General features: G+C 45.1%; 18 protein-coding genes. 17 read left to right on the forward strand and 1 reads right to left on the reverse strand.

Translation table 11 applies throughout. From position 1 onward, the window contains the following. The first annotated feature begins 1 nt into the window (after position 1). The 14 genes from mutL (at position 2) to NE671_RS12965 (ending at position 16,818) form a co-directional block, all read left to right on the forward strand. On the forward strand, positions 2-2,116 hold the full coding sequence (gene mutL, locus NE671_RS12900; RefSeq protein WP_256164069.1) for a DNA mismatch repair endonuclease MutL: 2,115 nt from the start codon (positions 2-4) through the stop codon (positions 2,114-2,116). A 27-nt stretch (positions 2,117-2,143) separates the two neighbouring features. After that, entirely contained in the window at positions 2,144-3,097 is a 954-nt protein-coding gene (miaA, locus tag NE671_RS12905; RefSeq protein ID WP_173741201.1) for a tRNA (adenosine(37)-N6)-dimethylallyltransferase MiaA, read from the forward strand. A 21-nt stretch (positions 3,098-3,118) separates the two neighbouring features. Further along, positions 3,119-4,393 carry a methionine gamma-lyase family protein gene (locus NE671_RS12910; RefSeq protein ID WP_186582311.1) on the forward strand — a complete coding sequence of 425 codons (1,275 nt, stop codon included), beginning with the start codon at positions 3,119-3,121 and terminating at the stop codon, positions 4,391-4,393. Next, on the forward strand, positions 4,390-5,595 hold the full coding sequence (locus NE671_RS12915) for an NAD(P)/FAD-dependent oxidoreductase (protein WP_256164071.1): 1,206 nt from the start codon (positions 4,390-4,392) through the stop codon (positions 5,593-5,595). Before NE671_RS12910 ends, NE671_RS12915 begins: the two co-directional genes overlap by 4 nt. Beyond that, positions 5,592-7,193, forward strand: a complete 1,602-nt coding sequence (locus tag NE671_RS12920; RefSeq protein WP_256164072.1) for an NAD(P)/FAD-dependent oxidoreductase — start codon at positions 5,592-5,594, stop codon at positions 7,191-7,193. Before NE671_RS12915 ends, NE671_RS12920 begins: the two co-directional genes overlap by 4 nt. Positions 7,194-7,298: 105 nt before the next feature. Continuing rightward, the gene (radC, locus tag NE671_RS12925; RefSeq protein ID WP_256164073.1) at positions 7,299-8,006 is read left to right on the forward strand and encodes a RadC family protein; all 708 of its coding nucleotides are present in this window, start codon (positions 7,299-7,301) and stop codon (positions 8,004-8,006) included. 16 nt (positions 8,007-8,022) lie between these two features. Continuing rightward, positions 8,023-9,036, forward strand: a complete 1,014-nt coding sequence (locus NE671_RS12930) for a rod shape-determining protein (protein WP_256164074.1) — start codon at positions 8,023-8,025, stop codon at positions 9,034-9,036. Between the two features lie 13 nt (positions 9,037-9,049). After that, positions 9,050-9,946 (forward strand): rod shape-determining protein MreC, encoded by an 897-nt coding sequence (gene mreC, locus NE671_RS12935; RefSeq protein ID WP_022427290.1) that lies wholly within the window; start codon positions 9,050-9,052, stop codon positions 9,944-9,946. Then, the gene (gene mreD / locus NE671_RS12940; protein WP_021652034.1) at positions 9,936-10,463 is read left to right on the forward strand and encodes a rod shape-determining protein MreD; all 528 of its coding nucleotides are present in this window, start codon (positions 9,936-9,938) and stop codon (positions 10,461-10,463) included. Before mreC ends, mreD begins: the two co-directional genes overlap by 11 nt. Next, positions 10,448-13,345, forward strand: a complete 2,898-nt coding sequence (locus tag NE671_RS12945) for a penicillin-binding transpeptidase domain-containing protein (protein ID WP_256164075.1) — start codon at positions 10,448-10,450, stop codon at positions 13,343-13,345. Before mreD ends, NE671_RS12945 begins: the two co-directional genes overlap by 16 nt. Before the next feature lie 57 nt (positions 13,346-13,402). Beyond that, entirely contained in the window at positions 13,403-14,191 is a 789-nt protein-coding gene (gene minD / locus NE671_RS12950) for a septum site-determining protein MinD (RefSeq protein WP_015525126.1), read from the forward strand. A 45-nt stretch (positions 14,192-14,236) separates the two neighbouring features. Further along, on the forward strand, positions 14,237-14,476 hold the full coding sequence (minE, locus tag NE671_RS12955) for a cell division topological specificity factor MinE (protein WP_015525127.1): 240 nt from the start codon (positions 14,237-14,239) through the stop codon (positions 14,474-14,476). Positions 14,477-14,479: 3 nt separating this feature from the next. After that, complete coding sequence (locus tag NE671_RS12960) at positions 14,480-15,655, forward strand: FtsW/RodA/SpoVE family cell cycle protein (protein ID WP_092070019.1); 1,176 nt, start codon at positions 14,480-14,482, stop codon at positions 15,653-15,655. Beyond that, complete coding sequence (locus NE671_RS12965) at positions 15,652-16,818, forward strand: D-alanyl-D-alanine carboxypeptidase family protein (RefSeq protein ID WP_129974498.1); 1,167 nt, start codon at positions 15,652-15,654, stop codon at positions 16,816-16,818. The genes NE671_RS12960 and NE671_RS12965 overlap by 4 nt, the downstream gene beginning before the upstream one ends. Before the next feature lie 83 nt (positions 16,819-16,901). On the opposite strand, the gene NE671_RS12970 is transcribed toward NE671_RS12965, so the two are convergent. Next, complete coding sequence (locus tag NE671_RS12970; RefSeq protein ID WP_129974499.1) at positions 16,902-17,411, reverse strand: hypothetical protein; 510 nt, start codon at positions 17,409-17,411, stop codon at positions 16,902-16,904. 194 nt (positions 17,412-17,605) lie between these two features. Here NE671_RS12970 and NE671_RS12975 point away from each other — a divergent pair, with 194 nt between their 5' ends. The 3 genes from NE671_RS12975 (at position 17,606) to NE671_RS12985 (ending at position 19,986) form a co-directional block, all read left to right on the forward strand. Beyond that, positions 17,606-18,154: a hypothetical protein gene (locus NE671_RS12975; RefSeq protein WP_015525131.1), complete on the forward strand. Its 549-nt coding sequence runs from the start codon at positions 17,606-17,608 to the stop codon at positions 18,152-18,154. Between the two features lie 42 nt (positions 18,155-18,196). Then, a complete protein-coding gene (locus NE671_RS12980; protein ID WP_092070014.1) occupies positions 18,197-19,438 on the forward strand; it encodes a DNA polymerase Y family protein in 1,242 nt (413 codons plus the stop codon). A gap of 128 nt (positions 19,439-19,566) precedes the next feature. After that, positions 19,567-19,986 (forward strand): hypothetical protein, encoded by a 420-nt coding sequence (locus NE671_RS12985; protein ID WP_021652042.1) that lies wholly within the window; start codon positions 19,567-19,569, stop codon positions 19,984-19,986. Positions 19,987-20,139 lie beyond the last annotated feature (153 nt).

Consider the following 20,139-nt stretch of genomic DNA (forward strand, 5'->3'; position numbering starts at 1 on the left):
CTTGAAAAAAATTGCAGTTTTAGACCAGAATACCATTGATAAGATCGCAGCAGGAGAGGTCGTAGAGCGCCCCTCCTCTGTTGTAAAAGAGCTTGTGGAAAATGCCATTGACGCAGGTGCTACCGCTATTACTGTAGAGATCACAGACGGCGGAAAAAAGCTGATCCGTATCACGGACAATGGCTCCGGAATGGATGCAGAGCAGGTTCCGCTTGCTTTTCTCCGCCATGCCACAAGTAAAATTGAAAAAGTAGAAGACCTGACCCACATTGCCTCTCTTGGCTTCCGTGGTGAAGCACTTTCCAGTATTGCCGCCGTCTCCCAGGTGGAGCTGATCACAAAGACTCCTTCCGGGATCAGTGGTACCCGTTATGTGATCGAAGGCGGAAAAGAACAGTCTCTGGAGGAAATGGGGGCACCGGAGGGAACAACATTTCTGATTCGAAACCTCTTTTACAATACACCTGCAAGGAGCAAATTCCTAAAATCCGATATGACAGAAGCCGGTTACATCAATACTCTGATGGAGCAGCTGGCGCTTTCCCATCCGGAAATCTCCTTTAAATATATCCAGAACCGTCAGGTGAAGCTTTCCAGTTCCGGAAACTACAGCGTAAAAGATGTGATCTACAGTGTCTACGGACGGGAGATTGCCAAGGCGCTTCTGGATGTTTCCTACGAAAATGATTTCATGAAGATCGAGGGCTTTGTGGGAAAACCGGAGATTTCCAGAGGAAACCGTACTTTTGAGAATTATTATATCAATGGCCGATATGTAAAAAACAAGATCATTACCAAGGCCATTGAGGACGGATATAAAGGACTTGTCATGCAACATAAATTTCCGTTTGTCTCACTTCGGATTGAAATGGACGGCAATGACCTGGATGTTAATGTGCATCCCGCAAAGAGAGAAGTGCGTTTTGCCAGAGAAACCGAAGTTTACACGGCCATTTATGAAACTGTCCGCAAAGTATTGACCCACAGAGAACTGATCCCGCAGGTATCTGTTGGAAAAGACGAACCGACATCCCGCACAGAACAGATAAAGCCAGGAAATATTCCGGAGCCTTTTGAAGTAAAACGGCGGCAGGAGATGTACGGTCACCCGAATCGGACAGCAAATATAGCTTCCCATGCTGCACCGACAGCTTCTGAAGTACGTAGTACAGCGCCGGTTCCATCGATACCTTATAATAAGCCAACAAATGGTACCGCCTCCTATGGTTCAGCTGAAACAGCTCACAATTCTTCAGCTTCTTCTGCAGATAAATACAAACGTGTGGATTCTCTGCGGGAAAATCCCGTATATGGATCGCAGCCTTTCACAAAAGAAGAAGAGGAAATGTTTTCCGGAACATTAAAAGACGGAAGAAATGAAAATTCCGCTGCAGAAACAGCAGATTATGAAGTGATTTCTGAAAAGCCTGCTGAATCGGCACCTCCTGAGGTAGACAACGATCCGATCAAATCGCTGGAACAGGAACCGCCAAAACAGCTGGAACTGTTCGAAGAACGGCTTCTTGCTCCTGAATCCAGAAGCCGCCACAGACTGATCGGACAGCTGTTTGATACCTACTGGCTGGTACAGTTTGAGGATAATTTTTATATCATTGACCAGCATGCTGCCCATGAAAAAGTATATTATGAGCGATTCGTAAAGCAGTTTCAGTCCCAGAACATCCAGTCCCAGTATGTAAGTCCCCCACTGATCGTTTCACTCAGCCTTGAGGAGGAGAATCTGCTGAAGGCAAACAAAAAGTATTTCCGGGATTTCGGCTTTGAGATCGAACCTTTTGGCGGAAGGGAGTACAGTATCAGTGCGGTTCCCTCCAGCCTTCTGGGAATGACAGAAGAAGAGCTGTTTCTGGAAATGCTGGACCATCTCACTGCAGACGGTTCCAAGGATGCCTTTGAAATTTTTGCCTCAAGGCTTGCGACCATGGCCTGTAAGGCTGCTGTAAAAGGCAATCATTCCATGTCACCTCAGGAAGCTGACAAGCTGATCGATGAATTATTGACACTGGAAAATCCTTATAACTGTCCTCATGGAAGACCAACGATCATTGCCATGAGTAAGACAGAAATCGAAAAAAAATTCAAACGTATCGTGTAAGATACTTAACATAAACGGAGGAAATATATGAAAAAACCTCTTATCGTGCTTACCGGGCCTACTGCCGTGGGAAAAACAAAGCTTTCTATTGCACTTGCAAAAGCAGTAAACGGAGAGATCATTTCCGCGGATTCCATGCAGGTTTACCGCCATATGGATATCGGTTCCGCCAAGATCACGCCGGAAGAAATGGATGGCGTCCCACATCATCTGGTGGATGTACTGGAGCCAACAGAAGATTTTAACATTGTCCTTTTTCAGCAGATGGCAAAAGATGCCATGGACAAAATTTATGACAAAGGCCGGATTCCGATCCTGGTAGGCGGCACAGGATTTTATATTCAGTCTGTGACCAGAGATATTGATTTTACCAGCTCCGACCAGGATGAACATTACCGCAGGGAGCTGGAAGAGCTGGCCGAGCAGAAGGGGCCTGCATTTCTCCATGACATGCTTGCCAAGGTCGATCCCAAGTCAGCCGAAGATATCCATGAGAACAATGTCAAGCGGGTGATACGTGCCCTGGAATTTTATAAACAGAACGGTACCAGAATCTCCGAACATAATGAAGAACAGAAGGAGCATACCAGTCCCTATGCACTGGCTTATTTCGTCCTGAACGCACCACGCCCACTTCTCTATGAACGCATTGACACAAGAGTGGACGAAATGCTGAAAAACGGTCTGACAGAAGAAGTTAAAAAGCTTCGGGAGATGGGCTGCCACAGGGGAATGGTTTCCATGCAGGGGCTTGGCTATAAGGAAATCCTGGACTGGATGGACGGAAACTATTCTTATGAGGAAGCCGTAAGGGTCCTGAAACGTGACACCAGACACTTTGCCAAACGTCAGCTTACCTGGTTCCGCAGAGAAGACGAAGTAACCTGGGTAGATAAAGATAACTTTGATTACGATGACAGCAGGATCCTTTCCTACATGCTTTCTGTATGTAGGGAAAAGGGAATCCTTCCTGCCAAATAAAATAAAAAAGGAAAAATGATCATGAAAGAATTATATGCACAGCTTGGAATCTCTTCTGCAGTTTACGATTTCGGTAAATCTGTGGAAGATTCCCTGAAAGAACGTTTTGAGAAATTTGATAAGACTGCAGAATACAACCAGATGAAGGTTATCCGCGCCATGCAGAAGAACCGTGTCAGTGAGGCCTGTTTCGGAGCTTCCTCCGGTTATGGCTACAACGACCTTGGCCGCGAAACTCTGGAGCAGGTTTATGCCGATACCTTCCACACAGAAGCCTGCCTGGTACGCCCGCAGATCACCTGTGGAACTCATGCACTTGCCATTGCTCTCTTCGGAAACCTGCGCCCCGGTGACGAGCTTCTTTCCCCTGTAGGAAAGCCTTACGATACCCTGGAAGAAGTGATCGGTATCCGCCCGTCCAATGGTTCCCTTGCGGAATATGGCGTAAAATATCGTCAGGTGGATCTTCTCGAGGATGGTACCTTTGATTATGAAAACATCAGAAAAGCAGTCAATGAAAAAACAAAGCTGGTAACCATCCAGCGTTCCAAAGGCTATCAGACTCGTCCTTCCTTCTCTGTAAAACAGATCGGTGAGCTGATCGCTTTTGTAAAGAAGATCAAACCGGATGTGATCTGCATGGTAGATAACTGCTACGGTGAGTTCGTAGATACCATAGAGCCAAGTGATGTAGGTGCAGATATCATGGTGGGTTCCCTGATCAAAAATCCAGGCGGCGGTCTTGCCCCTATCGGCGGATATATCGCCGGAAGAAAAGACTGTGTGGAAAACGCTTCCTACCGTATGACCTGCCCGGGACTGGGCATGGAAGTGGGGGCAACCCTTGGTGTAAACCGTTCTCTGTACCAGGGATTTTTCCTTGCACCGATGGTTACCAAAGGAGCTTTAAAAGGCGCCGTTTTTGCAGCAAACATTTACGAAAAACTTGGTTTCCCGGTGGTACCGAACAGCACAGAACCACGTCAGGATATCATCCAGGCAGTCACCCTTGGAACACCGGAAGGTCTTGTAGCATTCTGCCAGGGTATCCAGGCTGCAGCACCGGTAGACAGTTTTGTGACACCGGAACCGTGGGATATGCCAGGGTATGACAGTCAGGTCATCATGGCTGCAGGTGCTTTCATCCAGGGTTCTTCCATCGAGCTTTCTGCCGATGGTCCTATGAAACCACCTTATGCTGTTTATTTCCAGGGTGGTCTTACCTGGGAGCATGCTAAACTTGGAATCCTGAAATCTCTTCAGTATATGGTTGATAAGGAACTTGTGAAATTATGAAAAAATCCGAAGGACAGGACTTAAAAAAGCAGGTCTTTGTCGTAGGAGCAGGTGCTTCCGGCCTTATGGCGGCTATTCAGGCTGCCATAAACGGAGCAGCGGTTACGGTTCTGGAACAAAATGACCGTCCCGGCAGAAAAATCTGTGCTACGGGAAACGGCCGTTGTAATATGACGAACCTGAATCAGGATGAAAACGCTTACCGGGGATCTCATCCTGAATTTGCCAAAGATGCCCTGGCACAGTTTCCTGTGGAAAAAACTCTGAAATTCTTTCAGGAACTGGGAATCTGTACCACAGACCGCAGCGGATGGATCTATCCCCGAAGCAACCAGGCACAGAGTGTGGTAGATGTTCTTGTCATGAAGGCACGCAGCCTGAAGGTAAAGCTGAAAACCAATCAGACCGTTACCGGCGTGTCTTTTACAGACGGACAGTGGAAGATCCATACGGACGGATGGACCTACAGTGGTGATGCCGTGATCCTTGCAAATGGTTCCCGTGCGTCTTCCGTTGCAGGTTCCTGCGAAAGCGGATATGAAATTGCAAAAAGTCTCGGACATCATCTGATCGAACCCCTTCCAGCACTGACAGCTCTGAAATGTAAGGGAAATTCTTTTTCCGGCTGGAGTGGTGTACGGACAGAAGGGAAGATAACACTTTATATAGACGGCACACCGACAGTCTCCCAGCAGGGAGAACTGCAGCTTACCGATTACGGTGTATCCGGGATCCCGGTATTCCAGATTTCCCGCTATGCTATCCGTGCCGTCCATGAAAACAAAAATGTGGAGCTTTCCATAAATTTTTTTCCGGAACTGAACCGGAAAGAGCTGGAAGAATACCTGGAGCACAGAAAAGCAGCCTGCCCTTACAAAACAGAAAAAGAACTTCTCATCGGACTTTTTCCTGAAAAACTGATCCGTGTTTTATGTGCACAGAAGGATCTTATCCGCGGAATCACCGATTTTCGTCTCCCGGTAAAAAACGGCCTTTCCTTTGAACAGGCACAGGTTTGTTCCGGTGGAGTGGATACGTCTGAAGTTCACAGCAAAACCATGGAGTCCAGACTTCATAAAGGTCTTTATTTTGCCGGAGAGCTCCTTGACATTGACGGTACCTGCGGAGGTTATAACCTGCAGTGGGCATGGTCAAGCGGAGCTGCCGCCGGTATCTGGGCAGCAAAGGAGGAAGAAAAATGATCCGGATCACACAGCTGAAGCTTCCCATCACTCATACAGAAGAGCAGCTTCACCGAAAAATAGCAAAAATGCTTCGTCTTGGAAATCAGCCGCTCACCTATGAGATTCGAAAACAATCTCTGGATGCCCGGCACAAAGAGGACAAAAAATTTGTCTACACTGTAGATATTAAACTGGATAACGAATCCCGTGTTCTCAAAAAGGTTCACGATAAAAATATTATGTTAACTTCTGAGAAGAAATATCATTTTCCCTCATCTGGCTCTGAAACTCTTTCCCATCGTCCTATAGTGATCGGAAGCGGACCTGCAGGATTATTCTGTGCCTGGTACCTGGCCAAAGCCGGGTACTGTCCACTGGTACTGGAACGGGGAGAAGAAGCAGACAAACGCCAGGAAACCGTGGAAAATTTCTGGAAAAACGGCATCCTGGATCCGGATTCCAATGTACAGTTCGGAGAGGGCGGTGCAGGGACTTTTTCCGATGGAAAGCTGAATACTCTGGTAAAAGATACTTTTGGAAGAGGAAAGGAAGTTCTTTCCCGATTTGTGGAGGCAGGAGCTCCCTCTGAGATCCTTTACCAGCAAAAGCCTCATCTTGGCACAGATCAGCTTGTAGGTATCGTTCAGTTTATGCGTCATCAGATTGAAGAAATGGGCGGGGAATTCCGTTTTCGTTCCACAGTAACTGATCTGATGATCCGTGACCGGAAGCTTAATGCAGTCATTGTCAATGCAAAAGAGGAAATACCGGCAGAAATCTGCATTCTTGCTCCCGGCCACAGCGCCAGAGATACGTTTGCCATGCTGGAAAAACACAATATTAACATGGAGCCGAAATCTTTTGCAGTGGGGGTACGTGTGGAACATCCGCAGACCATGATCAACCAGGATCTTTACGGGGAACCGGAAAACGACCGTCTGGGTGCATCCAGCTACAAGGTTACCCATACACTGGAAAACGGACGTGGCGTTTATTCTTTCTGTATGTGTCCCGGCGGATATGTTGTAAATGCATCTTCTGAAGAAGGTATGCTTGCAGTGAATGGTATGAGCTATCAGGCACGTGACAGCCATAATGCCAACAGTGCTATCATCGTTACGGTAAACCCTTCTGATTTTCCTGAAGAGGGAGTTCTCGGCGGAATCGCTCTGCAGCGAAAACTGGAGCGCGCAGCCTGGGAAGCCGGAAACGGAAAAATTCCGGTACAGCTTTTCAAAGATTACTGTACCCATCAGAAAAGTACCAGGCTTGGAGATGTGATCCCCTGTATAAAAGGAGCTTATACACTTACCGATGTCCGCAGTATTTTCCCGAAAGAGATCGGCGATTCCATTGAAGCAGGAATCCATGCTTTTGGAAAAAAGCTTTCCGGTTTTGACCGACCGGATGCATTGCTGGAAGGAGTAGAAAGCCGTACCTCTTCTCCTGTACGGATCGTTCGGGAACCGAAAAAGCTCACTTCCAATATAGAAGGGATCTACCCCTGCGGAGAGGGCGCCGGTTACGCCGGAGGCATTACATCCGCAGCGATGGACGGGATCAAGGTGGCAGAAGCAGTCGCTTCTGTTTATGCCCTGCCTGTAAACAAAATGTGAAAAAAGTGGAAATTTCCGGGATAGAGTGTACATCCCTGCTTTTTTATGCTAAAATAACTTCTGCAATTTTGCATCCCCTTCTTCGAGAGCGAAAAGGGAAATCATATGAAAGATACTATAATGGAAATGCCAGATTATCAGCGTCCGTATGAAAAATGTCTGCGGGAAGGAGAACAGGCCTTAAGCGATCGAGAGCTTCTTGCCGTGATCCTGCGCTGTGGCGTACAGGGATCCAGTTCCCTGACTCTGGCAGATAAAATCCTGAATTTATCGAAACAGACCGGATACAGTGGCCTGCTTGGACTGTTTCATATTTCCATGCAGGAACTGATGAAGATCCATGGGATCGGTAAGGTAAAAGCCATACAGCTGAAATGTATCGGGGAACTTTCCAAGCGTATGGCAACCGCAGCTGCAAAACCGGAATTGTCTTTTCACCATCCGGTAACCATTGCGAAATATTATATGGAGCGGCTCCGGCATGAAGAGCAGGAATTGCTTTACTGCATGATGCTGGACGGACATAACCATTTGTCGGGGGAACAGCTTTTAAGCCGCGGTACAGTCAATGCCACACTGATCACACCAAGAGAAGTCTTTGTAGAAGCTGTAAAGTATCGGGCGGTGAACCTGATCCTGGTCCACAATCATCCAGGAGGCGATCCCTCCCCCAGCCAGGCTGATCTGGATGTTACGGAACGGATCTATCATTGTGGTGAACTCCTCGGCATCCATCTTCTGGATCATATCATCATCGGTGATCACAGGTATGTCAGTTTCCGCGAAAAAGGGATTTTTGATGAATATACTTAAGTGAAGGGACAGATTTATGCTTTTTAGAAATAATTACGGAGTAGACCTTGGAAGCAGCTCTGTAAAAGTCTATTCATTTTTCAGAAACAAAAGTTACATAGAAAAGAACATGGTAGCCTACAGAGGACGCCGGATCCTTGCCATAGGAAACGAAGCTTATGAAATGTTTGAAAAATCACCTGCAGATATTTCCGTAAATTCTCCTATGGCTTTCGGTATGCTGGCAAATCTGGAATTGCAGGAGATCGTCCTTTACAGCATGATAAAAAAAATCGATCATACATCCGGTCTCGGAGCAGACATGTATTTCTCCGTACCACTTGATATGACTGCTATCGAAAAGAGGGCATACTATCATCTGGTCAATGGTCACTGGCTGCGGAAAAACCGTGTTTTTATGGTGGAGTCCCCTATTGCAGATGCCATTGCCATGGGAATCGACCCTGAAAAGAATCAGGGCAGCATGATCGTAAACATCGGTGCACAGAGTACAGAGTTTTCCATCATAACCGACGGCAAGATCATCATCAGCCGTAAGATCCCCATCGGAGGCAGACAGATGAACGAATCTATCTGCAGCGAGATCCGAAAACATTATAATCTTCAGATTGGAACACGAACTTCAAAACGTTTGAAAGTAGTTATGGGAAGACTGAATGATCAGAAAAAAGAAGCCCGAAAAGTAGTCGGGATCGACAGTATTTCCGGACTTCCACGAGAAGAAGTTATTTCTGCCTACGTTGTTAATGAAGGGATCGCCAACTGTGTGAACCAGATCGCAGCAGAGATGAAATCTTTTCTGGAACGTACCCCGCCACAGATCGCTTATCATATCGCAAAAGAGGGCATTTATCTGACCGGCGGCAGTACACGGCTTCCTTATATAGATAACTATCTGGCTAGCTATACAGGATTTGCCTTTAATCTTTCTGATCTGTATGAAACTTCTGCAGCATACGGCCTGGAAAAGATCATCCGCGACAGAAACCTGCGCAAATGGGCCCAGCCGGTAAAGCAGAAAAAACTGTAAAGGGGCATATATAATGAAAAACATCCGAAAAAAAGTGCGTTTTCATTTTAATTTAAAAAGTAAACATCTTCTGGTAATCATGACATTTTTCTGTGGAAGCTGCATCGTAGCTACAGCAGCCTCCGGAACCTCTTCCGCACCACTTCAGGAAGCAGCCGGTTTTCTTATCGTTCCCTTTGAAAAGGGGATCGCCGGTGTCAGCGATATATTTGGAAATGTAAAAAACAATCTTCGTGATAAACAGGACGTGCTTCAGGAAAACGAAGAGCTGAAAAGTCAGATCAACAGTCTTACGGAACAGAATAACATCCTGATCCAGGACCAGACAGAGCTCACACGCCTGAAGGAACTTTACGATCTTGATCAGGAATATACCGACTATCCCAAGGTTGCCGCAAGGATAATCTCCAAAGATCCCGGAAACTGGTATGATACCTTTATGATCAACAAAGGCAGTAATAACGGGATCCGGGTTGATAACAACGTGATAGCCGGAAAGGGTCTTGTGGGTATCGTTACAGAAGTGGGACCTTCCTGGGCTACTGTCCGTTCCATCATCGATGACAGCAGCAATGTCAGTGCCATGGCAGTCAGTACTTCCGACAACTGCGTTGTCACCGGAGATCTGAAACTGATCGATGAAGGCAAATTAAGCTTTGAGCAGCTTTACGATCAGGATAACAAGGTAACAGTCGGAGAACGTATTGTCACCTCGAACATCAGTGAAAAATATGTGGAAGGACTGTTTATTGGTTATGTCAGTGAGATCCAGCAGGATCCCAATAACCTGACAAAAACAGGTACGATCGTTACACCGGTTGATTTCGGTCATCTGAAAGATGTATTTGTGATCACCACCAATAAACAGGACGCGATAGACAAATCGGAGGATGCGTCCAATGAAAAATAGGATTATATTATTTATCACTATCATTGTCTGTTTTCTCCTTCAGTGCACAGTAATGGACCGTATTTCCATTGGATCCATCACTCCAAATCTGCTTTTGATCCTGTGTGTATCCATGGGACTTATGCGTGGAAGAAAAGTCGGTCTGTGGACTGGATTTTTTTCCGGGCTTTTTGTCGATCTCTTTTATGGATCATTGTTTGGATTTTATGCACTGATCTATATGTATATAGGTTTTATCAGCGGCTATGCATTCCGCAGTTTTTATGATGATGATCTGAAAGTTCCGCTTTTTCTTGTAGCAGGAACAGATCTTCTTTATAATCTGGCTGTGTATGGCCTCCAGTTTCTGCTCAGAGGCCGTCTTGGATTCTGGACCTACATATACAGGATCATTATCCCCGAGATTGTATATACGGTTTTTCTCACCATCATCGTATACCGGGTATTTTACTGGATCAACTACCACTTAATGGATACTGTAAGGAAAGAAAGTGAGTCTATTTGGGAATTAAAATAAAAAAAATCATCAAAAAAATCCGTCTGAAACGTACTACAGTTCTTGTGATCGTATTTATTTTTCTGTCATCTGTCTTGGTCCGGCAGCTTTTCAGTCTGCAGATCATACAGGGAGAGGATTACATCAGTAAATTTCAGACACGTACCACCAAAACACGCGTGATCAAAAGCACCCGTGGTAATATTTATGACCGTAACGGCACAGTTGTCGCCTCCAATGTACTTGCATATTCTGTCACATTCGAAGATAGCGGTACATACAACAGCACCAGAGAAAAGAATCTGACTCTGAACGGTATCGCCTACCAGGTATTACAGATCCTTTCCAAAAATGGGGACAGCTTATCTGATAATTTTCATATTACCGTCAATGATCATGGCGACTATGCTTTTGATGTAGATGAAGGATTTACTCTTAACCGTTTCCGTGCGGATATTTACGGAGAAGCACAGATTGATGATCTCAGTGAGGAGCAGAAAAACGCAACCGCAGCCCAGATCATGGATCATCTTACCGGAAGCAGCGGATTTTCTATCGTTCTTTACGGAAAAGATGCCTACACCCCGGAAGAACTTGCCGCACATTCTCTTCCGGAAGAGCTTACCAAACAGGAAATCCTCGAAATTGCGATCATGCGCTATCAGCTGAACACCAACAGTTTCAAGAAATATATGCCGGTGACCATTGCAACAAATGTCAGTGAAAAATCTGTGGCAGCCATAAAAGAAAATCAGGCCGCTCTCCAGGGTATTCACATTGTAGAAGATTCCACCAGAAAATATGTGGACGATGAGAGTATGGCGCCGATCCTCGGTTACACAGGCCAGGCCTCTTCTGAAGAACTGGAAACCCTTCGTAAGGATAATCCTGATTATTCCAATGATGCGGTTGTTGGAAAAGCCGGGATCGAACAGTATATGGAGCTTGAACTTCAGGGAAAAGATGGAGAAGAAACGGTCACAGTTGATAATCTTGGTAAAGTCCTTGATATCGACAATTCCAAAACTGTTGATCCTGTGGCCGGAAACGATGTTTATCTGACCATTGATTCCGACTGGCAGAAGAGTATTTACCAGATCCTGGAACAGCGTGTTGCCGGTATTGTCCTCTCTAAACTGACACCAAATAAAAGCTTTGATTATGAAGCAGAGAAAGATGCAAGTAAGATCACCATCCCAATCTATGATGTATACAATGCACTGATCGCAAACAGCGTGATCGATATCAATAAATTCAGCGATGCAGATGCTTCCGATACAGAAAAAAATTTATACGCCAAATTTCAGCAAAAACAGCAACAGGTTTTTGATACAATAAGTAACAGGCTGACAGGTGACAATCCTCCAGCCTATAAGGATGAAGATACGCAGATGCAGGAATATCTTACCTATATCTGTGATGATCTTCTTACCAATACCCTGAAGGTACTGAAAAGTGATTCCATTGATACCGCAGATGAAACATACAAAGCCTGGAAAAATGACCAGAGTATCAGTCTGAAGGATTATCTGAACTATGCTGCCAGTCAGAACTGGATCGATATTTCCCAGATCTCAACTTCCGGAGAATATCTGGATTCTGAAGAGATCTATCAGGCTCTTACCGCCTATATCATTGATTACCTGAAGACAGATACAGGCTTTTCAAAGCTTCTGTATAAATATATGCTTCAGGAAGACACCATCAGTGGAGAAGAGCTGTGTCTTGTTCTCTATGAACAGGGCGTTCTTTCAAAAGAAGACGAACTGTATCAGACAATGGCCTCCGGTGGTCTTGATGCCTACACCTTCATGTATCGCAAGATCGCAAATCTTGAGATCACACCGGCCCAGCTTGCGTTGGCTCCGTGCTCTGCATCTGCGGTGATCACAGATACTACAACCGGAAATGTTCTCGCATGTGTTTCCTATCCGGGATATGATAATAATCGTCTGACCAACAATATGGACACCGATTATTATGCAAAGCTTTCCACAGATCTTTCCAGCCCGTTCTTCAACAAGGCAACACAGCAGAAGACGGCTCCAGGATCTACCTTAAAGATCTTATCTACTGTTGCCGGCATGTCTGAGGGCGTAATAGATGATGGCACATATATTGAATGTACAGGAAGCTTTGACCTTGTAACACCTCCGATCAACTGCTGGAATAAACAGGGCCACGGTTCTCTTGATATCCGTGAAGCCATTGAGCAGTCCTGTAACGTATTTTTCACTACGATTGGTTTCGAACTTGGTAAAGATTCCGAAGGTAACTTTTCTGAAGCCAGAAGTCTTGGAATGCTTCAGAAATATGCTTCCCTCATGGGATTGGATCAGAAAACCGGCATTGAAATTTCCGAAGCTTCTCCGCAGGTTTCTGACAAAAACGCCGTCCCTTCCTATATTGGACAGGGTACCAATGCGTTTACGACCAGCCAGCTTGCACGTTATGCGTCAACGATCGCCACTTCCGGTACGATCTATAAGCTTTCCCTTCTGGACCGTGTGACGGATTCCAAAGGAAAACTTATAAAGGAATATCCTTCCGAAACAGCTGGACAGCTGGATCTTTCCAGCAATATCTGGGATGACATCCATGACGGTATGTATCGTGTGGTGCAGACTCATGATCAGTTTAACAGACTTGGAGTTGAAGTAGCAGGAAAAACCGGTACTGCCGAGATTGACTATTATCATCCGAACAATGCACTTTTTATCGGATATGCGCCTGTTTCTGATCCCAAGTACGCAATATCTGTACGAATCGCAAACGGATATGCATCCGGTAATGCCTGCCTTGCAGCTAATGATATCTTTAAATACATTTTCGGACTTGCAGATGAAAGCACCATTCTCACTGGCTATGCAGCAAGCGATACCAGTAATGTATCGAATGACTAAACAAACTTTATGAGGATACCAGAAGTGTGGAACATTTTATAGGAGGAATCAGAAAACATGAGTGAAGTCATTGTCATTACATCTGGAAAAGGCGGTGTTGGAAAAACCACCACCGTGGCAAATATCGGGACCGGACTGGCTGCCATGGGAAAAAGGGTTGCAGTTGTAGATACCGATATCGGACTCCGAAATCTGGATGTTGTCATGGGACTGGAGAACCGTATTGTTTATAATCTGGTTGATGTGATCAATGGGAGCTGCCGCCTGAAACAGGCACTGATCCGGGATCGTCGGCATTCAGAACTGTATCTTCTTCCGTCTGCCCAGACCAAGGACAAAACTGCCGTATCTCCGGAACAGATGATCAAGCTTACCGATGATCTCCGGGAAGAATTCGATTATGTCCTTCTGGATTGTCCGGCAGGAATTGAACAGGGATTCAAAAATGCAGTAGCCGGAGCGGACCGTGCACTGGTCGTGACCACACCGGAAGTTTCCGCGATCCGGGATGCAGACCGTATCATCGGGTTGCTGGAGTCCGGAGGGCTCCGTGATATCCGGCTGATCATCAACCGGCTTCGACCGGAAATGATCGCCAGAGGTGATATGATGTCCGTAGAAGATGTGTTGGAAATCCTGGCTGTAGATCTGATCGGTGCGATCCTGGATGATGAACAGATCGTGATCTCCACAAATCAGGGAGAACCTTTATCCGGAAAAAATTCCCAGGCAGAAGAAGAGTATCGCAATATCTGCCGGAGACTTATGGGCGAAGAGGTCCCTTATGTTACTGTGCGTCGAAAAAATGGTGTATTCCACCGTCTTGGCAGCATTTTTCGAAAATAACAGACGCCTTGCTGTCTGACATTTTTCATCACAGGAGGAATGATTATGGGATTTTTCTCCGGGAAAAACCACTCTGCAGGCTATGCACGCGACAGGATGAAGCTTCTTCTTGTATCGGAACGCATAGACTGTTCTCCACAGATGATGAAGCTTTTACGGAACGATCTGATACATGCCGTAAAAAAATACGTTGTAATTGATGAACCAGGGGTGACCATACAGATCACACAGGAACCACCTGTTCTGCATGCAGTCATACCCGTACTTAAGAAAAGAGATGCATAATTTATGATTAAACAGTATAAGCTGCGGTTTTACAATTTTCGACTGGTGATCTTTCTCCTGGCGATCAGCTTTATTGGAATTCAGCTTGTAGGAACAGCTGCCGACTACCTTCGCACACGTCAGCTTCTGGGTGTGATCATCGGTGTGGTCTTTATGCTGATCCTTTCACTGATGGATTATTCCTGGCTGCTGAATTTTCAATGGATCATGTATGGATTTAATATCGTTATGCTTCTGGCTGTCCGGTTCTTCGGATCCAGCGCCAATGGTGCTGCCAGATGGGTGGATTTAGGTTTTATCCGTTTCCAGCCTACCGAGCTTTCAAAGATCATCATTATCCTGTTTTTTGCCAAATTTTTTATGGATCATGAGGAAGATCTGAATACCTTAAAGACTCTGATACAATCAGCTGTCCTTCTGGTCATCCCACTGATGCTGATCTATGTACAGCCGGATATGAAAAACACCATCACCGTAACAGTCCTGTTCTGTATTCTGATCTACATCGCAGGACTTAGTTATAAGATCATCGGAGGTGTAGCCTTGATCGCGATTCCTCTGGCCATCATCTTTCTGTCCATTATCGTGCAGCCGGATCAGAAACTGATACAGGATTACCAGAGAAACCGTATCATGTCATTCCTGTATCCGGAGAACGAAGAATACGCAGATGATATTGAACAGCAGAACAACTCAAAAACAGCCATCGCCTCCGGAGAGCTTGTGGGACGTGCTTTCAGTAATGACACCAGTGTTACATCCGTAAATGATGGAAACTTTGTTTCTGAGAATCAGACCGACTTTATTTTTGCGGTGGCTGGAGAGCAGTACGGATTTATCGGCTGTACTCTGATCGTACTGCTGCTGTTTCTGATCACCTTTGAATGTATCCGTATGAGCCTGCGGGCCAAGGATCTTGCCGGTAAGGTCATATGCTGCGGTGTTGGAAGCATTGTTTCCATACAGAGCTTCATCAACATCTGTGTTGCTACCGGCCTTGCACCAAACACAGGTACTCCGCTTCCTTTTGTAAGCTATGGTCTTACTTCTCTGATCAGTCTGTTTATGGGTATGGGACTTGTTCTCAATGTAGGACTGCAGAGCAGTGCATATAATAAAGAATTACAGAAAAAAGGTCAGAAATCGGATACCTACTTTCGGAAAGAGGAATACTTATGACACGTAAAGAACCTGTAAAAAATCATGTACGTTCTGGCAATCCTTCCAGAGGTCAGGCTTCCCGGGCTGCACATACAGCTTCCAAGGGGACAAAAAGAACTTCCACGCCGTCTGACGGAACTGTTTCTGCCAGACGTAAAGCTCAAAATACCCGGATAAAACGGATGCGTCGCAAAAGGATTCGCAACACCATTTTTCTCCTTCTTCTGCTGATCGTACTATGCACAGCTGGCGGTTTTGGTGTTTACATGCTGAAGGGCGGAGATTTTTCCACTCCTGCAAATTCTTTCAATGCATTCTCCGAGTTTGATAATACTCTGACTTCCAAAGAAGAGCAGCGCGCGGCAGGTTTCGCCCATGATTTCTGTGTTGTTACAAAAGATGTTGCTCTGGATTCTGTCAGTCTGGATGACAGCCAGTCCGGTGTGCTTCTGAATCTCAGTGATAAAAAGGTACTCTATGCAAAAGGTGCCTACAACAAGGTTTATCCTGCCAGCATCACAAAGATCATGACAGCTATGCTTGCACTGAAATATGGAAACATGGACGATACAGTAACGATCTCACAGGAGAATGTTACCCTGGAATCCGGTTCTCAGGTAGCTGGTTTCCAGGCGGGAGATCAGGTTACCATGGATCAGCTTCTTCATTGTCTTCTTGTTTATTCTGCCAATGATGCAGCATCTGCCATTGCGGAACATATAGGTGGATCAACAGATAAATTTGTAGAGATGATGAACAGCTTTGCTGCAGAACTTGGCTGTACAGGAACTCACTTTACCAATCCCCATGGTCTTCAGGACGAAAATCATTATACAACGCCTTATGACATTTATCTGATGCTGAAAGAAGCCTTGAATTATCCGGAGTTTACAGACATCACACAAATGGCATCTTATACAGTTAGCTATAAGCATTCCGATGGCTCCGATGCAAGTGCTACCTTACCCGCTACAGATCATTATCTTACCGGAGAGGCAGCAACTCCTAAGGATGTCACTATCCTTGGAGGAAAAACAGGAACAACCGATAAAGCCGGTAACTGTCTGGCACTTTTAAGCCAGAATGCTTATGGGAAGCCATTTATTTCCATCGTCATGGGTGCGTCCTCAAAGGATGTTCTTTATCAGGAAATGACATCCTTGCTCCAGAACATCAACTGACAGGATTCCATACAAAAAACAAAAAAGCAGATCTGTTTGAAATTTTATTTCGCAGATCTGCTTTTTTATTCTTTTTTTTACATTCAGTTAATTTCTACTGTATCATCGGTGCCATCACTGCCGGTATCTTCGGTCTCACTGCTATCAAGATCCGTATCCGAAGTACCACTGTAATCATTGTCATCGACCACTTCACCTGAGCCACTGTCCGGATCTTCATAATTGCCTGCGTCTTCACCGGTTCCACCTGAAGTATCCGAGGTATCTACTCCATTGGCTTCACTATCCGTATTGCCGTCGTAAGAATTATCACCTGGATCATAAGTCGGCTCTTCCGTATAGGAATCTCCGTCCCCAGTATCGTCAGAACTCTCGGGCTCACTGCTGTAGCTGTCCTCTGTATAGATTGGAAAATCCGCATCAGCAGTTCCCTCTGATGTAGAATCTGTAACAGGCTCCGCCGCATTATTATCCGGAATAGCAGTAAGATGAGAAACCGTTCCATCCTTTGGGACGACGATATAGATTCCCAGCATCACGATACATAATGCCATGGCTAATCCGGCAATCTTCATTTCTTCCATATGTTTCATCGCTGATGATCTCCCTGTCGTTTTTTTGTATTATAGCACAGAATCACTCATATTTGTAAAACAGCCATGTATTTCTTTTGTTTTTCTGTAACAGTTCCCGAAATTTATTTCGCGATCATATAGACACACTTTCTCTGGGTGTTTATAATAAATAATCATATTTATTCATAACTTAAAGAAAGGCGTAACATTTTATGGGCGACTGCATTACCACATATACTGGAAAACATTTTGATCCGACACATCCGGACGAAGAGCTGATCTGCATTGAGGACATTGCACACGCACTTTCTCTTCTATGCCGCGGAAATGGTCATGTAAGGACTTTTTTCTCTGTAGGGCAGCACTGCATCCTTTGTGCCAAAGAAGCCGAAGCACGTGGCTATTCCGGCCGTCTTATACTGGCGTCCCTTCTTCACGATGCCAGCGAATGTTATATGTCCGATGTTCCAAGACCATTTAAGAAAAGTCTTCCTGAGTATCGGAAACAGGAGGAAGCTCTTTTAAACATTATCTATCAGAAATATCTGGGATCCGGACTTTCTGCCATAGAAGAGCAGAAGCTGAAGGAGATCGACAATGACCTGCTCTGGTATGACCTGAAATATCTTCTGAATGAAACACCGGACACTCCAAAACCGGTTGTCCATGTTCCGATCCAATACCGGCAATACCCTTTTTCACAGGTAGAAGAGGAATATCGGAACCTTTTTGATCAGCTGTCTGCAAAAATCTGTAAATAGATATAACAGACACACTTTATACAATTGAAAGAAGAACCCTATATGGAACGATTGATTTTTCATGTTGATGTAAACAGTGCTTTTCTTTCCTGGGAAGCAGCAAAAAGAGTAAAGATGGGACTTCCGGATCTGAGAGACATCCCTTCCTGTATTGGCGGAGACCCCAGTAAACGTACCGGCATCGTTGTCGCCAAGTCCATTCCTGCAAAAAAATACGGAATCCAGACAGGAGAGCCTATGGCTATGGCTTTTCGCAAATGTCCGAATCTTGTGGCCGTTCCATCTGACTTTGAATTATACGATAAATGTTCCAGAGCCTTCAAAAAAATCTGTGGGTCCTATGCACCGGTAATGGAATCCTTTTCCATTGATGAGGTTTTTCTGGATATGACCGGAACCTCCTATATTTACCCGGATCCAGTGGCAACTGCCCATGAGCTGAAGGATAAGATCCGTACAGAACTCGGCTTTACCGTAAATATCGGCATCTCCACCAATAAACTTCTTGCAAAAATGGCCTCTGATTTCGAAAAGCCAGATAAGGTGCATACTTTATTTCCGGAAGAAATCCCTGTAAAAATGTGGCCTCTTCCAGTGAGAGAGCTTCTTTTTCTTGGCAGATCCTCTGAAAAAAAACTGCAGGACGCAGGGATCAGAACCATAGGCGATCTGGCTCATGAAAAAAAAGCAAAGATACAGGCACTTCTCGGTGAAAAAGCAGGACAGCAGTTATATCAGTATGCCCGTGGCCTTGATGACTCCCCTGTGAAAGCAAAACCTGATGAAGCAAAAGGATTCAGTCTGGAAACTACATTTAACGATGATCTGGTCTCACTGGAGCAGGCACTTCCGATCCTGCTGGAACAATGCGATATTCTGGCCGCCCGCATGCGCCGCAAAAAGAAAAAATGCACCTGCATTTCTGTAACCTTCCGTACCCTGGATTTTCGAAACAAATCTCATCAGACTAAACTGCCAAATGCCACCGATATCACAGAAGAGATTTACAGAAATGCCCAAAACCTCTTTCAGGAGTCCTGGATGAGACAGCCACTCCGGCTCCTGGGAGTATCACTGACCGGTCTTACGGATGATTCCTTTGAACAGCTGTCCTTTTTTGAGAATACTCACAAGAAGGAACGCCAGCAGAAACTGGATGCAGCACTGGATTCCATCCGTCTGAAGTACGGAAACGACAAGGTTACCCGGGCCAGTATCATGAACAGCACTGCCCGGATCGGAAGGAAAGCAAAAGCACAAATGGAAAATGAAAGAGAGCAGTAAGGCTTGATTAAAATTACCAGTTTTTTTCAAAAAGCCCTTGCAATTTTATTCACAATGCACTATAATTTGAAGCATATCAATAGCAATTTTATTCAAAATTATTATATGTGTCTAAGGAGGAAAACAGGATGGTTGAACTGATCGTAGGAAAGAAAGGCAAAGGAAAAACAAAAGTACTATTAGACAAAGTAAACGGAGCTGTTAAGGACGCCAACGGCAGTATTGTTTACTTAGACAAGAGCACCAAGCACATGTATGAGCTGAACAACAAGGTCCGCCTTATCGATGTTTCCGGATTTCCGGTTAAAAATGCGGACGAGTTTGTAGGATTTATCTGTGGTATCCTCTCTCAGGATCATGATCTGGAGCAGGTATATCTGGACAGCTTCCTTACAACAGCCAAGCTTGAAGGAAAGGATGCAACCGAAACACTGGATCAGTTAAGTGCCATCGGTGAGACCTTCAAAGTTTCCTTTATTATCAGTATGTCTCTGGATAAAGAAGAAGTTCCGGAAGCATATCAGGATAAAATTATCTGCGCATTATAATAAAATTGAATATGAACGTCCTATTTTGTACATAAAGCATAAAAGAACGTAAATTTTTAAAGGGATCTGTCCTCAGGACGGATCCCTTTTTAACTGTAGGAAACTTTGTTTATTCTTCATTTCTGTGGTATACTGAAGAGCAGAATAAACACA

Origin of the sequence: Blautia sp. DFI.9.10 (assembly GCF_024461705.1) — a bacterium.
GTDB classification, from domain to species: Bacteria; Bacillota; Clostridia; order Lachnospirales; family Lachnospiraceae; genus Blautia_A; species Blautia_A fusiformis.

Bases quoted from the DNA above. Each gene is read 5' to 3' on its own strand.
- miaA (WP_173741201.1), top strand. From the start codon at position 2,144: ATGAAAAAACCTCTTATCGTGCTTACCGGGCCTACTGCCGTGGGAAAA.
- NE671_RS12910 (WP_186582311.1), top strand. From the start codon at position 3,119: ATGAAAGAATTATATGCACAGCTTGGAATCTCTTCTGCAGTTTACGAT.
- NE671_RS12915 (WP_256164071.1), top strand. From the start codon at position 4,390: ATGAAAAAATCCGAAGGACAGGACTTAAAAAAGCAGGTCTTTGTCGTA.
- NE671_RS12920 (WP_256164072.1), top strand. From the start codon at position 5,592: ATGATCCGGATCACACAGCTGAAGCTTCCCATCACTCATACAGAAGAG.
- radC (WP_256164073.1), top strand. From the start codon at position 7,299: ATGAAAGATACTATAATGGAAATGCCAGATTATCAGCGTCCGTATGAA.
- NE671_RS12930 (WP_256164074.1), top strand. From the start codon at position 8,023: ATGCTTTTTAGAAATAATTACGGAGTAGACCTTGGAAGCAGCTCTGTA.
- mreC (WP_022427290.1), top strand. From the start codon at position 9,050: ATGAAAAACATCCGAAAAAAAGTGCGTTTTCATTTTAATTTAAAAAGT.
- mreD (WP_021652034.1), top strand. From the start codon at position 9,936: ATGAAAAATAGGATTATATTATTTATCACTATCATTGTCTGTTTTCTC.
- minD (WP_015525126.1), top strand. From the start codon at position 13,403: ATGAGTGAAGTCATTGTCATTACATCTGGAAAAGGCGGTGTTGGAAAA.
- minE (WP_015525127.1), top strand. From the start codon at position 14,237: ATGGGATTTTTCTCCGGGAAAAACCACTCTGCAGGCTATGCACGCGAC.
- NE671_RS12960 (WP_092070019.1), top strand. From the start codon at position 14,480: ATGATTAAACAGTATAAGCTGCGGTTTTACAATTTTCGACTGGTGATC.
- NE671_RS12965 (WP_129974498.1), top strand. From the start codon at position 15,652: ATGACACGTAAAGAACCTGTAAAAAATCATGTACGTTCTGGCAATCCT.
- NE671_RS12970 (WP_129974499.1), bottom strand. From the start codon at position 17,411: ATGAAACATATGGAAGAAATGAAGATTGCCGGATTAGCCATGGCATTA.
- NE671_RS12975 (WP_015525131.1), top strand. From the start codon at position 17,606: ATGGGCGACTGCATTACCACATATACTGGAAAACATTTTGATCCGACA.
- NE671_RS12980 (WP_092070014.1), top strand. From the start codon at position 18,197: ATGGAACGATTGATTTTTCATGTTGATGTAAACAGTGCTTTTCTTTCC.
- NE671_RS12985 (WP_021652042.1), top strand. From the start codon at position 19,567: ATGGTTGAACTGATCGTAGGAAAGAAAGGCAAAGGAAAAACAAAAGTA.